This is a genomic window from Acidicapsa acidisoli, from assembly GCF_025685625.1.
Classification (GTDB): Bacteria; Acidobacteriota; Terriglobia; order Terriglobales; family Acidobacteriaceae; genus Acidicapsa; species Acidicapsa acidisoli.
Genome location: NZ_JAGSYI010000001.1, coordinates 2,477,673 through 2,493,134, shown reverse-complemented (window position 1 = coordinate 2,493,134; position 15,462 = coordinate 2,477,673). Strand labels below are relative to the sequence as shown.

At 58.7% G+C, this 15,462-nt stretch carries 10 protein-coding genes; 6 read left to right on the top strand and 4 right to left on the bottom strand.

Annotated elements, in window-relative coordinates; all coding sequences use genetic code 11:
- The first annotated feature begins 160 nt into the window (after nt 1-160).
- Both OHL23_RS09970 and OHL23_RS09965 read left to right on the top strand, forming a co-directional pair.
- Nucleotides 161-1,990, top strand: coding sequence for a tetratricopeptide repeat protein (locus tag OHL23_RS09970; RefSeq protein ID WP_263351631.1), 1,830 nt, complete (start codon nt 161-163; stop codon nt 1,988-1,990).
- 84 nt (nt 1,991-2,074) lie between these two features.
- A complete protein-coding gene (locus OHL23_RS09965; protein ID WP_263351630.1) occupies nt 2,075-2,260 on the top strand; it encodes a DUF5522 domain-containing protein in 186 nt (61 codons plus the stop codon).
- Between the two features lie 15 nt (nt 2,261-2,275).
- On the opposite strand, the gene OHL23_RS09960 is transcribed toward OHL23_RS09965, so the two are convergent.
- Complete coding sequence (locus OHL23_RS09960; protein ID WP_263351629.1) at nt 2,276-4,414, bottom strand: VWA domain-containing protein; 2,139 nt, start codon at nt 4,412-4,414, stop codon at nt 2,276-2,278.
- 56 nt (nt 4,415-4,470) lie between these two features.
- Nucleotides 4,471-7,755 (bottom strand): TonB-dependent receptor, encoded by a 3,285-nt coding sequence (locus OHL23_RS09955; RefSeq protein WP_263351628.1) that lies wholly within the window; start codon nt 7,753-7,755, stop codon nt 4,471-4,473.
- 227 nt (nt 7,756-7,982) lie between these two features.
- Between OHL23_RS09955 and OHL23_RS09950 the strand changes: the two genes are divergently transcribed.
- On the top strand, nt 7,983-8,546 hold the full coding sequence (locus tag OHL23_RS09950) for a GNAT family N-acetyltransferase (RefSeq protein ID WP_263351627.1): 564 nt from the start codon (nt 7,983-7,985) through the stop codon (nt 8,544-8,546).
- A gap of 117 nt (nt 8,547-8,663) precedes the next feature.
- Nucleotides 8,664-9,011: a helix-turn-helix domain-containing protein gene (locus tag OHL23_RS09945; RefSeq protein WP_263351763.1), complete on the top strand. Its 348-nt coding sequence runs from the start codon at nt 8,664-8,666 to the stop codon at nt 9,009-9,011.
- A 14-nt stretch (nt 9,012-9,025) separates the two neighbouring features.
- Here the strand turns inward: OHL23_RS09945 and OHL23_RS09940 are convergent, their stop codons facing one another.
- Nucleotides 9,026-9,910 carry a rhomboid family intramembrane serine protease gene (locus OHL23_RS09940; RefSeq protein WP_263351625.1) on the bottom strand — a complete coding sequence of 295 codons (885 nt, stop codon included), beginning with the start codon at nt 9,908-9,910 and terminating at the stop codon, nt 9,026-9,028.
- Between the two features lie 184 nt (nt 9,911-10,094).
- On the opposite strand from OHL23_RS09940, the gene purH reads away from it, so the two are divergent.
- Nucleotides 10,095-11,687, top strand: a complete 1,593-nt coding sequence (gene purH, locus OHL23_RS09935; RefSeq protein WP_263351624.1) for a bifunctional phosphoribosylaminoimidazolecarboxamide formyltransferase/IMP cyclohydrolase — start codon at nt 10,095-10,097, stop codon at nt 11,685-11,687.
- A 334-nt stretch (nt 11,688-12,021) separates the two neighbouring features.
- Entirely contained in the window at nt 12,022-14,280 is a 2,259-nt protein-coding gene (locus OHL23_RS09930; protein WP_263351622.1) for a tetratricopeptide repeat protein, read from the top strand.
- 97 nt (nt 14,281-14,377) lie between these two features.
- On the opposite strand, the gene OHL23_RS09925 is transcribed toward OHL23_RS09930, so the two are convergent.
- Nucleotides 14,378-15,367, bottom strand: coding sequence for a substrate-binding domain-containing protein (locus tag OHL23_RS09925; RefSeq protein WP_263351621.1), 990 nt, complete (start codon nt 15,365-15,367; stop codon nt 14,378-14,380).
- Nucleotides 15,368-15,462: the final 95 nt, after the last annotated feature.

The following is a 15,462-nucleotide window of genomic DNA, read 5'->3' as shown; positions in this document are numbered from 1 at the left end:
ATTGTATCTCTGAAGACTTCGGCGTGTAATTTCAAGCCGAAGAAGAACAGCAACTGACTTCGTTCCGCCGTTTGCACAGGCCTACCCGTGGTCAGGACTCAACGCGTCGCGACCCGAACGATATAAACTTTCGCAAGCGAACCCTGCTCAGGAGAACACGTTGCGCGCTTCCGCAAACCCCACAGCACTACTCACCGTTCCACTCGCCGCTCTGGCGCTCATCGTCTGTCGCAGCGCAGCCTCGCCCGCCCAGATGCAGATGCCCGCCTGCCACGCGATGCCGACCCAATCCGACATGGTTGCGCCAGAAAAACTCCCCGTCCCGCAAAAGCTTACCGGCATCGGCAACCTGCACTTCCCCATCAGCTCCAAAAACCCGGAAACCCAGGCATGGTTTGATCAGGGCATCAATCTTGTCTTCGATTTCTGGGACTACGAAGCCAACCGCGCCTTCGAACAAGCCATCCGCACCGACCCCAGCTGCGCCATCTGCCACTGGGCGCTCTCAGAATCCCTCGGCATCCACAACAAAGAGGTAGCAGGCTACGCCCACGACGAGCTAACCAAAGCCATCGCCCTCCGCAATCACGCCGACAAACGCGAAAAGACGTACATTGATGCAGCTCAGGCCGAATCCGGCTCAGAAGACGGCAGCAAAGATCGTTCCAAAGCAATCCTGCGCCAGCTCGTCCACAGATACCCCAAAGACCTCACTGCCCGCCTGCTCCTCGCCGAAGCCCTCCAGGACGGCTACGACCGCGACACCGGCAAAGCCCGCCCCGGCACCGCCGAAATGATCACGATCCTGCAAGCCATCCTGAAAGAAAAGCCCGACGACTCCGCCGCCAACCACCTCTGGATTCACGCCGTCGAAGCCAGCCCTCATCCCGAGCAGGCGCTGCACTCCGCCGACGTTCTCGCCGATCTCGCACCCAACTCCGGCCACATGACCCACATGCCCGGCCACATCTTCTTCCGCACCGGCAACTACGCCCGCGCCCAGGTCTCCTTCGACCTCTCCACCACCGTCGACGAAACCTACATGAAGACTCAGCACGTCGCCGCCGACGACGACTGGAACTACGTCCACAACCTCATGTACTCCATCGCCAACCTGCTCGAACAGGGCCGCATGACCGACGCCGCACACGTCTCCGAGAAGCTCATCGACGCCCGCGGAGCCCGCGCCTCGACGCTCTATCCCTGGTCCACCCGCGACTCCATCACGCGCCTCAATCCCCTGCTGCCCATCGCCCTTCGCACCGGCGACTGGTCCCACGTCGAGTCTCTCCTGGCAACCGCAAAGCCCCCGGCCACGCTGCCAAACCTGCAACTCCTCGCCACATCCCTTACCGAATTTGCCCAAGGCATGCAATCCGTAACCCGGAAAGACCTCGAATCGGCGCAGAAACACTCCACCGAACTCGACGCCCAGCTCTGGCGAGTCTCCAAACAAGTCGATCAGGAAGCGGCCGCAGAAAAGATCAAACCGAAAGAGACCGCAACTCCGGCCAATCAGCCGCAGCCGACAGACCCGAGCCTGCCCACCATGCTCAAGAACCTCTCCATCCTGTCGCTCGAACTCCGCGCTTCGATCCTCATCGACACCGCAAAGATCCCAGAAGCCAAAGCCCTCTTCGAACAAGCCCGCCGCGAAGAGCAGGACCTCGGCTACCGCGAGCCGCCAGCCTTCATCCAGCCGGTAGCCGAGCAGGAAGCCGAATTCCTCACCGCAGCCAAGCAGAATGCCGAAGCAGAAAAAGCCTGGAAGCAAGCCCTTGAAGACCGCCCCAAATCCGGCTTCCCGCTCTACGGCCTGGCGGTTCTGGCAGAGCAATCCGGCGACACCGCCAAAACTTCCGCCGCCTACAACGAATTCCTGACCGCCTGGAAGACCGCCGACCCGCAATTACCCCAGATCCAGCACGCCCAGCAATGGATGATGGCTCACCCCAACCAGGCCCTGGCCTCAGCCACAAAACCGCACTAACCAAACAAGTAACATTAGCCCGGAATCCCCACCAAACCAGCTAACCCGCTAACTAGCTAACCCGCCATCGGCGAAAATAGTAGCATGGCCGCGCAATCCCCAAAGCCCGAGACCCGCATCGCTCCCACCCCAGAGCCCGGTGAGTTCTACTTCGACGGCCCATACATCGTCTTCACCGAGGCCTATCACCTGCGCCGCGGATGGTGCTGCCAATCCGGCTGCCGTCACTGCCCCTACGGCTTCAAGAAAGAACCAGACCCCGCGGAATAATCCATCGGCAGGCGGCTATTTCTGCGCCGGAGCAGTAACCTGACCCGCCACCGGGCCCCCAGCAGGCGCTACCTGATCCTCCCGCACCAACACTGCAAACCGCGGGAAAGCGAAGCTCCCGCCCGCATCATCCACCACATTCAACTGGCCAATATACGAGCCAGCCTTCAACTTATCCAGCGGCACATCCAGTTGCACGGCAACCGCGTCGCGCCCCGCCACGTTGAGCGCCGTAGCCTGCACCACCGGCGTCTCAAATACCTTCGTCGAACCCTGAATCAGCTCCAGACTGCTCATAAGATCTATGCTGCCCTTGACCACCTTCGTCGCCGCCCCCGTCGAAGCATCCACTGCGGGTTTCACCTTCGCCGGACTATACACCTCATACAGCAGATACAGATGCTGCCCCTGCCGGAAAACATGGCTGATATTCGGCACATACTGTTGACCATCATGCACCAGCGGATTGCTCGCCTTGGTCGGCACCCGCTGCGACGCCAGCAAAATCGAACTAAGCTTCAGCGGGGTCTTCTTCATATCCGGCAAAGTAATATCTGTCTCAAACGAGCCCATATGTCCGCTCTCGTTTTCGCGCACGACAAACTTTAGGTGATACTTGCCAGGCGGCAGGCTGAAATTCGTCGAGTACTGAATATTCTTCTGCCGCACCTGCTGATTCTCATCCACCGAAAGCTTCACCGTCTCGCGGACATGCCCAATCGGCCGCTTCGCCTCGTCGATCACTTCTCCAATCACATCCAGCGTCGCCTTGTCCTTATCTCCGCCCTTCACAAACGGTATCTGGGAACCCGGCACAATCAGCGAAACAGGCACATAGAACCGGTTCTCATCCAGCCGGAAGTAATAAGCATCCAGATACAGCGCCACGTCCGTAGCCGGCAAATCGCTGGCTAACTCATCCTCCAGCTCGCGCTCCCTGTCTTCTTTGCCAGAGTGCTTGAAATCCGCCGGAGCATAATACCCAGGCCGGTACTCCAGCTTCACCCCTGGCCGAGTCACCCGCACCGTCAACTTGCGAAACTTCCCATCCCGCGCAGGGTTCGTCGAATGGAATCCAATCACATAATAGGCCGAGCTGTCCTTCTGTATCTGCGCAAAGGCCGGTGCAAAATCATTGTTATCCAGAAATGCCTTACCGCCCGTATCTACTGACAGCGACGTCAGCGTCTCCTGCGAAGCAAAGTTGGCATTGAAGCTATTCTGAAGCCCCGCGCCGTTATACGCACTCGTCCCGCGCAAGCTCCCAGTGGACGCATCCCCTATCGTAACCGCCTGCAATCCCCGCGTATCCAGGCTATAAATCGCCAGATTCGCCCGCACCGCCGCATTGATCGTCGACCGCAGCGCCGCCTGATTCTCGATCCCGTCCCGCGACAGCCCGCCCGAGAAATACAGCAGCGATTTCTTCTGGTTGATCCTCTCCAGCGACTTCGAGATAGCCCGCAGCGCATATAACTCACGATCTGTATTGATATCGTTATATTCCGACTCATCCGCGGTGTAACCGCTCGCGTCCTCGACTTGATTCGAGTTAGCATTCGCGCCCTGCGCAAACGCTGCGCCCTCGGTCCCGTTGTACATCCCGATCTCGCTCGCCAGCAGATCCTTGTCCGAAGTAAAGTCCTGATCGACCTTCAATCCGGTATCCAGCGACACCAACGCCACCAGATCCGCAGGCTGCATCTTATGCTTCAAAAACTCCCGCGCCGCATCCACACTGCGATCCAGATCCTCCGGCTGCATCGAAGTCAGATCGAAGAAAAACACGATCAGCCGATGATCCTTCAGATCCTCCGGCCTAACCCCACTCGTCGCAGTCTTGCCATTGACCGAAGAGGCCAGCCCGCTGATCGTAGCCTCATTCAGCGGCTTGGCCACATCCACGCTCTCAAAATCAAAATCTGAAATTTGCTGCGGCTTGCCATTCTCCAAAATAGTGAAGTCGCTCTGCTTCAACCCCTTCACAACCTCGCCTGTCTTCGCATCCCGAACAACAACATTGGTCAGAACAAGGTCCGACTCAGCCCTCAAAACAAAGCCGGTGTCCTGATTAGCGCTCTGTTGCGCAGACACAGGCATCGCCAGCAACAGTGCCAGCCCCAAAGCGGAAACGCGTTGTACCTGCTGAATCACGATATTCCTTCCCATTCCAAGTAAGTCACACTATTTTTGAAGTCACCCTTCAGCACTTAGAACCGGAACTGGGCTTTAAAAGTGAACGCCCGCATCAGAGCAGTCGAAGTTACCTGGCCAAACGTGGCAGACTGCACATTGGTATCCACGCCCGAATACTGCACAGTATTGAAGACATTGTTTGCCGTCGCCCGAATCTCAAAGCTCCTCGTATCACCCAACTGCTCCGTCTTCGAGAGCGACATGGCATTCGAAATAGTTCCCGGCCCCGGGATAGAATTACGGGACGCATTTCCGATCCCGTTCGTTGGAGCGAGGGCACTGTAAGCGCTGGTATTGAACCACTTCAGCACCGAGCCTCCGCCGGCCGTCAGCGACTGACCAGGCACAAGATTCGGCCTCTCCGACCCTGCCGTGTTGCTCAAAATCTCCGTTGCGGAAGCCTGATAACTCGGCGTCAATGGCGTCCCGGTAGCAAACGTAAACGTCCCGGAGATCGAAAGCCCCTCCAGTATCTTCGACGCCACGCCCCCGCCCGTCAGGAAAGCCTTGTCCTTGCCAAACGGCAGCTCAAACAGATAGTCGCCGGTAAGTCGATGCCGTTGATCGATGCTCGAATTCCCCTCTTCCGCCGCCAGATCCTGCCAGTTCTGCGCCACCACCGTCGACGTGCCGCCCAGCGATCCCGCATCGTCGATCGAGTGCGAATACTGGTAATACGCCCCCAGCGAAACGCCCTTCGACAAGCGCTTGCGCAACCGTACCGTACCGTCGTTGAACCTGGAGAACGCCGACGACTGTTCGTACTTGAAGAGCACATTCGTAAGTCCGAACGGGTTCGCCTGCCCCGTAGGAAGCGGAGCGCTTGTAACATCCAGATTCGTACCCATCGATCCGTTGTACCCGACATTCAGCACAACACCCATCCCAAAGGTCTTCTGTACATCGACATTCCAGACCTGCACATAAGGCAGCGAGTAATGCGGCTCAACCGAGTAGTTAGGCGGTTGACTCGCCTCCGGCGTCCGGAAGCCATTTTCTAAAGTAATGTCAGCAGGATTTGTATTCGTCTGCACATTCGCATACGGCGGCTGGTGAATCAGCGCAGTAGCAAACGTCGAGTACTGTCCATTGGTGAAGTTGATCGCGTAACCCGCACGCACCACCGTCGACTTAGGCAGCCGGAGCGCCACTCCTACCCTCGGAGCAAACCCGGTGCGGAAGGGGAAAACCATCGTCCTCGGCACCGTTCCGCAGAAAGTCCCCGTACATCCTGGATAGACTGTCGCCACCTGGGTAAATCCGCTATCCGTCGCCAGTTCCCCCAGATGGTTGTACTTCTCCGCGTATGGCGAGAAATACTCATAGCGAATGCCGTAATTCAAAGTCAGATACGAGAAAGCGCGAAAGTCATCCTGCGCATACAAATCCCAGACATTCTGACGCAGGTAGCTCTTCGAAAGCGAAGCCTGTATTGAGCTTCCCGCCGGTTGATCATTCGCCAGATTCGCAATAGCCTCTTCGGGTGTATCCCCCGTAAAATCGAATGTCCCGGTAGCATTCGAACTGCCCAGAATATCCTGATGCACCCGCCGATAATCGCCGCCAAACCGGAAGTTATGCTTGCCATGCCCATAACTCAGCACATCTGAGGCCGAAATAGTCTGCTGCAGGCGAAAGCTGGGCTGCTGCTCATTTAACCCCGTAGTCCCACTGAACACCACATCCGGAACGCCATAATTCAGAGGGCTGGTGCTAAGCGGCGCTCCATCCGGCCCCAGAACGCCAATTTGCGTAGCGATATCCTGCCTGTCGGTGAAGAAATTCGTCACCTGACCAACGGTGCGATTCCATCCGCCCGTCAGGTTGTTATTAAATCTGTGGTAACCCAGCGAGTAACCGGTCTGCAAGGAATAGTTATGAGTAGCCGTCTTACCACCCAGTTCCGGAAAGAGGTTCAGGTTATCCGAGGCCGAGTCGCTGTAGTTAAAATTGGCGTTCACGCTCTGCCGCAAACCCTGGTTCTGCGATTGGCGACGTCCGCCACCGCCGCGCCCGCCGCCAGTCGGCAGCGATGCATTCGGCCCAATCGCACGCATATAGCGAAATCCACCCTGAGTCGTATTCGATTGCGCCGTTGACGCGTAGTAGTAGTTATAAGTCCCATCATTCTGCGCCAGGTTCGGCATCGGAAAGAATGTAAGCAGGTTGCACGCCGCCGACTGCGTTGCCAGAATCGTATTCGCGCACGAGCCCCGTTCCGCCACCGTCGGCACCACCGCATACTGATCGAAAGGCGTCGAAGACCGCGTGCCCGAGAAGTTGAGAAATATCGTATCCTTCCCGCTCGCTTTGGTGACCTTCGGAATGAACGGCTGGCCCATGAACGTCAACCCGAACTGATTCGAGCCATACGTCGGCTGATCGGCCTGCTGTCCGCGCAAGGCATACGGTTCCGCATTCAGCCCCGAATTGCTGCCATTCCAGTAAATCGCTCCATGCGGCTGATCCGCGCGAAACCCGCGAAAATTCCCTCGTCCGCCAAAAAATCCGCCACCCCCACCGCCAAATCCACCGCCACCACCGCCAAAGCCGCCGCCACCTAAGAGTCCACCGCCAAGCCCTCCCTGCGCCCGGGCCGTCTCAAGCGCATCGCGAAGCCGGTCCACATCCACGCCCGCAAGTGGATTCACCTGGCCCGACTGCCCGTTCACCGCCACCGAATCCGCACTGAAGCTCGCGCTTCCCGCCGCACCCGGCAGCGCCACTCCCGCAGCGCTCGTTCCGCCCTCCGCCGCATCCGTCCCGGCGGCCATCGAGTTGATCAGGTTCAGGCTCTCGGCTCCATTCGCGCCCAGTTGCCGAATCGCCTGCGCAATCTGCTGAGTCTGTCCCTGCTGTGCCTCACGCGCATCCTGCTGCGCCGCCCGCGACGCCAGAGCAAGATCAAAATTCACCGCCTGGTCATGCGAGTTGGCATTCAACAGCGCCTCATGTGAGCTCGGAGCAAATGCCGCAAACTCCGTCCGAACCACATACCGTCCATTCTGCGGAATCGTCATCGACCACGCGCCGGTAATATCCGTGGTCGTTGCGAATTTCTTGCCTGTCAAAGTATTGGTCGCAGTCACCGCAACGCCCGGCAGAGGAATATTCCCCGACTTGATCACCCCATGCAGCGTGCCTCCCGCCGCTGTCACCGCAACAGGCGCGGATGGCACCGATGGCGTCGCAACACTCGGCGTTGACGGCGCCGCCGTCTGCGCCGCGGCTTGCTGCGCCATCCCCGTTACCGATCCTGCCGCAAGGCAGACGGAAACTACTCGACGAATCAATCGCATTTGCATGGCTGCCCTTCGCCCCACATCTCCACGAACGTCGTTCCGAGCATCACAATCCTCTCGATCCGAGCCGATGATCGTAGCCCATGGTCGCAAATGTTTGATTCATCCAATCCACACTCCGGCTTTCTTAGCTGCTTGCATTCGTCTGACGTGCTGGCGCAGAATAAGGTTTACGTGCTGACAGCCCATCCCCTCTCCACTCCGAGTGTGCCGTAGCCCGCAAAATGTCCGCTCCGAATGCCCAATCCGCCCTACTCAGCCGGCCCGGCTCTCACAGCGTGCCGCAAGACTTTCTTCACGAACTCACAGCTAACTCCTCCGCCACAATCCTGGCCGCCACGCAAGAACTGCTCCTCGAGTACGGGCGATTCGTAGCCTCGCACCCCAGCGTCGCCAGCTTCTGTTTCGGCACTCTGGAACAGGAGGCAGCGAAGTTGCCACAAAGTTATCTCGATCGAGGCGGCGGCGCAATCGTTGCGTTCTCGCACAGCCGACCAGTCGGCTTCGTCGCGTGGCGTTCGCTCGCCGCCCCGGAACTCGCGTCCTCCTGGGAACTGAAGCGTCTCTGGATTCGCCCTGAAGCACGTGGTTCCGGCATTGGCCGTTCTCTGATTCAGGCCGTGCTCGATCGCGCCCGCGCCAACGGAAAATCAGCCATCCTCCTCGACACCGCCCCCGATGTTATGGCCGCCGCGCACCGGCTTTACCTGCAATTCGGATTCGTCGAATGCCCGCCATACAGTGGCCCTTCCCTAAACGGGATCATCTACATGCGAAAGTCCCTATAAAGCCACCAGAAAGCTCTTGCTTTCGCCATCGGCCCATGTTAACTATTGAAGCAACACCTCACCAGTTGCGACCGTGAGACTTCGTTCTCCGGAGAATGGGATTTGGGGCTTCAAATGATGAAAATCGGGACCACGATTCGCGGCCATCGTTTGCAAAAAGGCCTGTCACAAGGGGATATTGAGAAAAAAACGGGCCTGCTGCGCTGCTATCTCTCGCGGGTGGAAAACGGCCACACCATCCCGTCACTCGACACGCTTTCCAAGATCGCCCAAGCGCTCGACCTACCCATCGCACAGTTCTTTGCCGAGGATTCGCTCAATCGGGAACTAAACACCACCAAGCTCTCCGACGAAGAGTTGCGTTTCCTCACCCAGATTCGTCGATACTCGACGAATCTCAATGAAAGCGACCGAAAACTACTCCTCGCGATGGTTAAAAAATTCGCGGCGACAGCAGTGCGTTAGATTTGTTGGCTAGATTATCGTATCGGCCACGCCGACCCCGGAAACACCGAGCTGAGATAGAACCCGAAGAAAACCAGCACCGCGCTCAGTAGCCCAACCGCCAGGCGTCGGCGCACCAGAAACAACCGCTTCGGCGAACCCAGCATCGGCACCAGCGGCAGCGCAAAGATGATTCCGCCCAGGAATCCGCCCAGATGCGCCATATTATCAATCCGCACAATCGAGCCCACCGCCATACTTCCGAAGCCAATCACGAAGTTAATAGCAGCAAAGTAAATCACGTATCGCCGCAATCCGCTCAGTTCTTTCGGCGGAATCGGCAGCCTTGGCGATTTCAGCAGCACGATCAACACCCCGGCAATCCCAAAAACCGCGCCCGAAGCACCCGCGCCAACCGAATCATGATGACGAAGCGCGTTCCACCCAACGGAAAGCAAATTCCCCGCAGCCCCCGATAAGAGATACGCGGCAAACACCCCAAAAGGTCCAATCAGCGGTTCGCCTAGCAATCCCAGATTCCAAAGACACCACATATTTGTCGCCAGATGCAAAATCCCGACGTGAACGAACATCGCAGTGACAACTCGCCACCACTCGCCGTAATACAAGACCGCAGTAGAATTATTCGCCCCCCAGCGCACCAGATCCTCTACCGTAGGATTGGCAAACGATACGTGGGAAAAGACCATCCCCAGATAGACCAGGCAGTTGATCCCGACCAGCAGGTAAGTCGCAGGCGCGTAAGCCCACGAGCGCGGTCCGGCCTGCGAACGCTGCCCCGGCAACCGTTCGCGAACTGCGCGCAATTCCTCTTGCTGCGCAGCGTCGTCCTTCCCCTCGGGCGGCAAAATCTCGGGCGAGTGGGTCGAAAAGCCAGAAGAAGGGGGATAACTTCCCATAGAACTACTCTAGTTGGCTTAGGGCGCGCTGGCAATGTGACCTGGGAATTCCAGAAATCGCATTCTTCGACCCGCCTGCCACTCGATGTAACCTGAAGAGTGCGCTGCCCGCATTCGCCCTCGACTTAGGAAGATGGCTGAGTAACTGCAGCCGGCACAAATCTCGAGTAAGAGAGCATCAGCCTTGTCTGCTAACACCGAATTGAAGCAAATCCGCCGCGCACTCCTCAGCGTTACCGACAAAACCGGCCTCGTCGACTTCGCTCAGGCCCTCGCCAGCTTCGGCGTAGAACTCGTTTCCACCGGCGGCACCGCCCGCACCCTCCGCGACGCCGGCCTGGCCGTAAAGGACATCAGCGAACTCACCGGCTTCCCCGAAATGCTCGACGGTCGCGTCAAAACCCTGCATCCTCGCGTCCACGGCGGCCTGCTCTACATCCGGGGCAAAGCCGAACACGAAGCCGCCGTCGCCGAGCATGGCATCCTGCCCATCGACATGGTCGTCGTCAACCTCTACGCCTTCGAGAAAACCGCCGCCCAGCCCGGCGTAGCCTTCGGCCATCTGATTGAAAACATCGACATCGGCGGCCCATCCATGGTCCGCTCCGCCGCCAAGAACTTCGAAGACGTGGCCATCGTCACCCTCGCCGCAGATTACACCGCTATCGCCGACGAGTTGCAGATGAACCAGGGCAGACTGAGCCGCGCTACGCGCTGGAATCTGGCGAAGAAAGCCTTCGCCACAACAGCCGCCTACGACACCGCCATCGCCAACGCACTCGACACAATTGCTGAAGCTCCCGAACCCGAATCCCCCGCCATCTTCGCGACCGGTCCCCTCCCCTCGACCCTCCGAATCAACCTGCCCCAGGTCGCGTCCCTGCGCTACGGCGAAAACCCGCACCAGCGCGCCGCCCTCTACGCCGACGGCTCCGGCCTCGGCATCGCCAACGCACGGCAGCTTCAAGGCAAAGAGCTAAGCTACAACAACCTCGTCGACCTCGATGCCTGCTGGGCGCTCACCGAAGAATTTGCCGGGTTCCCAGAAACAGCCGTCGTCATCATCAAGCACACCAACCCCTGCGGCGCTGCGACTGGCGCAACCGTCCTCGAAGCCTACGAAAAAGCCCTTGCCGCCGATCCCGTCTCCGCCTTCGGAGGCGTAATAGGCATCAACCGCGAGGTCGACGCTGCCGCAGCCGCCGCAATTGCCAAGCTCTTCGTCGAAGCCATCGCCGCGCCGTCCTTCACCCCCGAAGCACAAGCCATCTTCGCCGCCAAGAAAAATCTCCGTCTCGTCGAAGTCAAACCGGCCAAGCCCCAGCCTGTCGCCAAACAGGTCTCCGGCGGCATGCTCCTGCAGGACGCCGACTCCGGCCAAATCACCGCCGCGGACCTCAAGATCGTCACCAGCCGCCAACCCACCCCCGAGGAGCTGGCCAGCCTGCTCTTCGCCTGGCGCATCTGCAAGCACGTCAAATCCAACGCCATCGTCTACGCCAAAGACGGCCAGAGCATCGGCGTCGGAGCAGGGCAAATGAGCCGCGTCGACGCCGCGCGCTTCGGAGCCATGAAGGCTGTCCTTCCTCTGGCGGGTTGCGTGGCCGCCTCCGACGCATTTTTCCCATTTCCGGACGGCCTCGAAACCGTCGTTCAGGCCGGCGCAACTGCCGTCATCCAACCCGGAGGCTCGGTAAAAGACGCCGACGTCATCGCAGCCGCCGACCGCCTTGGTGTCGCCATGGTCTTCACAGGAATCCGTCACTTCCGCCACTAAGTCCCGGAAAACAACCACTTAGAAGCAGATAAGACTGCGAACGCCATGCGACGCGCAGTCTTATCTCCGCCGAACCGGGCTCCACTTCATTCACCTTCCAAACAGCCAGTGGCCATCTCTCCAAATCCTGCCAAAATATGCCCCACATCCAACCTGTGTAGCGTTTTGCTCCATCCGAACCTTTTGCGAGATACAATCGTCCAATAAGCTGATGGGATTGCCCAAAAACGTGACCGGTCGCGGTCTGACGGGACGATTGCCTGCCGGGAGCGCCCTTACCGGCGGTCACGGTTGAACGAGCAAGCCATCGAACCACGCAAGCGGAATACCGCGCATGGGAAAGAGAGTGTGGGACAGCCGAATTATGAAGGAATCGCAACCGCCCAGCCATAGTCAGATTTCCAACCGAAGGCATTTCAACATGCTGGCGGTTGCCGCCACTCTCGCCTGCTCTCTGCCAGTCACGTTAATGGCGCAATCGCAGGCCACGCCTCCGGAGAGTTCTCCGGTTGACGTCGCGCCCATCCCCGCCAAGCCTTCGAGCACCTCGAAATCTGCGGATCTTCCCGCGCCGGCATCTGCCGGGACTACTCCCGACCGCGCCACCGCTTACTACCACGCGGCTCTCGCAGACACCTACGAAGATATGGCGACCAACTACGGCCGCCAGGAGTTCGTCACCCGCGCCGTTGAAGAGTACAAGCTCGCCCTGAACGCCGATCCCGACTCCACGGAGCTGGCTGTCGGCCTTGCCGAGCTCTATTTCCGCGCCGGGCGTATCAGCGAAGCTGTCCAGACAGCCCGGGAGCTCCTCAAGAAGGACGACAATAATATCGATGCGCACAAGCTTCTGGGCCGCATCTACCTGCGCTCGCTCGGCCAGAGCCAGGATCAGAACCAGGGCCAGAATCAGGGCCCAGGCAGTCAGCCCAGCCCCGCCAATGACGTCCTTGACAAAGCCATCGCCGAGTTCACCAAAATCGTCTCGCTGGAGCCGAAAAGCCTCGAAGATCACCTGCTCCTAGGCCAGCTCTACACTGTCAAGCACGACACCGCCAAAGCCGAAGCCCAATTCAAGGCTGCTCAGACCATCGAACCCGCCTCCGAGGATGTTGTCCTGAACCTCGCGCGTCTGTACGCCGAGGGTGGTGATGTCAAGCGAGCTGCCCAACTGCTGGAAGCCGTTCCCGTCAGCGACCGGACCACCAAAGAGGAGTTCGCCCTCGGCGCTGCCTATGAGCAGCTCAAGGATCTGAAACAAGCCATCGCCGCCTACCAACGCTCCGTCGATATGGAACCGGAAAACCTCGACGCGGCCCGATCGCTCGCCCAGGCGCTCCTCGCCGACAATCAGCTCGATGAAGCTCTCAAGCAGTTCAAGCAGTTGGCCGAGGCCGACCCGGAAGATACCTCCTCGCTCGACCGCATCTCGGAGATTGAGCGCCGTCAAGGCAACTACACCGAGGCTCTGGCCACCGTTCGCAAGGCCCGTGTCAAGAATCCTGACTCCCTCGAATCCGGATATAACGAAGGCCTGCTCCTCGACGTTCTCGGCCGCTATGACGAAGCCGTCACCACCTATCAGAAGATGGTAGAGCTCACCGAGCACGCCAACGGCGCCTACACGCAGGAAGAAAAGGGCAATCGCAGCATCTTCCTCGAACGCCTCGCAGCCGTCTACCACGAAGAAAACAAGACTCCGGAAGCCATCGCCACCTACGAGAAGATGATCGCGCTCGGCGGTGACCCGGCCAAGCGCGGCTACCAGGGCGAAGTCGATACCTATCGCGACGCCAAGATGTTCGACAAGGCTACCGAGATCTGCCGCAAGGCTGTAGCCGCCAATCCCGATGACCGCGATCTCAAGCTCCTGCTGGCTTGGGAACTCGCCGACACCGGCAAGCTCGACGAAGGCCTTGCCATGGCTAACGGCCTTCTCACCGGAAAGGCCGGCGACCGCGAAGTCTACCTCCAGATCTCGCAGATCCAGCTCCGTCTGAAGCATTGGAAGGAAGCCGAAGACGCACTTACCAAAGCCGAACCTTTTGCCATCAAGGATGAAGACAAAGCAAATCTCTTCTTCCAGAAAGGTTCTCTCGCCGAGCGCGAAAAGCACTACGAGCAGGCCGAACAGCTCTTCCACAAAGTGCTGGAAATCGACCCCAACAACGCCATCACTCTCAACAACCTCGGCTATATGCTCGCCGACAAGACCAGCCGCTACGCCGACGCGCTCAAGTACATCCGCAAAGCCGTCGAGCTTGAGCCCATGAATGGCGCTTATCTTGACTCGCTCGGCTGGGTCTATTTGAAGATGGGTCAGTATGAGCCAGCGGAAGACAATCTCCGCAAAGCCGTCGAGCGCACCTCAACCGACCCCACGGTCCACGACCACCTCGGCGACCTCTACGAAAAGACAGGCCGCATCCGCCTCGCTGCCGCTCAATGGGAGATCTCCATCACGGAGTTCTCCAAATCTGCGCCTGCCGACGTGGAACCCGCCGAAGTCGCCAAAGTACAGAAGAAGCTCGAAGGCGCGCGCGTCAAGCTCGCCAAGCAGGAAAGCCACATCGGAGACGACAAACAGCCGTAACTCCGCCATTCCAGAAATAACAAAACATTACGGTAAAACGAGAGCCGCGGCTGAGACCCTGCTGCGGCTCTTCTTTTTGTCGGTGTAACTTCGAAATCTACTGTTGATGCTCCGCGGCAGACTTGGCATAGATATCGACATTCGCCTTGTCCACCAGCGCCGTGCCGGTATCGATGAACACTGGGTACTCTGAGAAAGCATCCACGCTATAGTCCTTGGTAAGCGATCTGGGTTTGTTGTGGAAGATCTCGTCCAACTCCTTCAACCCCACAAATCCCATTGTGTAAGGCTTCTGCGAAATCGTCGCCTCGATTGTTCCATCCTTGATCTCACCCAGCGTATCCTGCTCCACGTCCCAGGCCAGCACCACACGGTCCGTCGCCTTCTGCCGCCGTACCGCATCCGCCACCGTCTTTCCCGAAGACGCCTCCAGGCAGATAAACGCCGCGACCCTGGCAATTCCCGTCTGGGTCAGGTACTGCTCCGTATTGTCAAAGGCATTGCGCGCATCGCCTTTGATGTTGACCACATCCAGAATCTTGATATCCGGATGCGTTGCGAAGATATCCTTGAACCCTTGCAGGCGCTCATCGAGATTGGGCTGCCCAGGCATCGAGAAGAAAACCACGTTGCCTCTCCCACCCAGCTTCTCCACGATCCTTTGTCCACCCAAACGCCCGGCCGCAACATTGTTGGTTCCAATAAAGAAGAGCCTGCGGCTCGTTGCCGCATCCGAATCCATCGTGATCACAGGAACCCCGGCCTCTACAGCCGCGTCGATCCCGGGCTTCAGCAGCGATTCATCGGCCACTGAAATGAGTATCCCGGCCGGTTTCGCCGCAACTGCCTTATTCAACTCCTGCAACTCCGCCTGAGGATCGTAATTATCCGGACCCGCAATCTTTGCCGTCACCTTGTACCGCGTCGCTGCGGCGTTAAAGCCTGTTACTGCCGTCTTCCAATATGACAGGCTCATGTTCGTCGCAACCAGGTAATAAACTTCGGACTGAGAGTGCCGTGCACAGCTCGTGAGCAGCAGAAGCGTTGGCGTAAGCGCAAATGCAACGAGTTTCCTGACCGATGGCATGTCGTAATCCTCCGTAGGTGATTGTCCAAAAGTGTTACTGCCCGGCGAACTCTCGTACGACGTCAAACTCGCGTCTCTCGCGTCGCTCGCCAACC

Coding starts and splice junctions, on each gene's coding strand:
- OHL23_RS09925 (WP_263351621.1), bottom strand. CDS start 15,367: ATGCCATCGGTCAGGAAACTCGTTGCATTTGCGCTTACGCCAACGCTT.
- OHL23_RS09950 (WP_263351627.1), top strand. CDS start 7,983: ATGTCCGCTCCGAATGCCCAATCCGCCCTACTCAGCCGGCCCGGCTCT.
- OHL23_RS09965 (WP_263351630.1), top strand. CDS start 2,075: ATGGCCGCGCAATCCCCAAAGCCCGAGACCCGCATCGCTCCCACCCCA.
- OHL23_RS09940 (WP_263351625.1), bottom strand. CDS start 9,910: ATGGGAAGTTATCCCCCTTCTTCTGGCTTTTCGACCCACTCGCCCGAG.
- OHL23_RS09955 (WP_263351628.1), bottom strand. CDS start 7,755: ATGCGATTGATTCGTCGAGTAGTTTCCGTCTGCCTTGCGGCAGGATCG.
- OHL23_RS09930 (WP_263351622.1), top strand. CDS start 12,022: ATGGGAAAGAGAGTGTGGGACAGCCGAATTATGAAGGAATCGCAACCG.
- OHL23_RS09945 (WP_263351763.1), top strand. CDS start 8,664: ATGAAAATCGGGACCACGATTCGCGGCCATCGTTTGCAAAAAGGCCTG.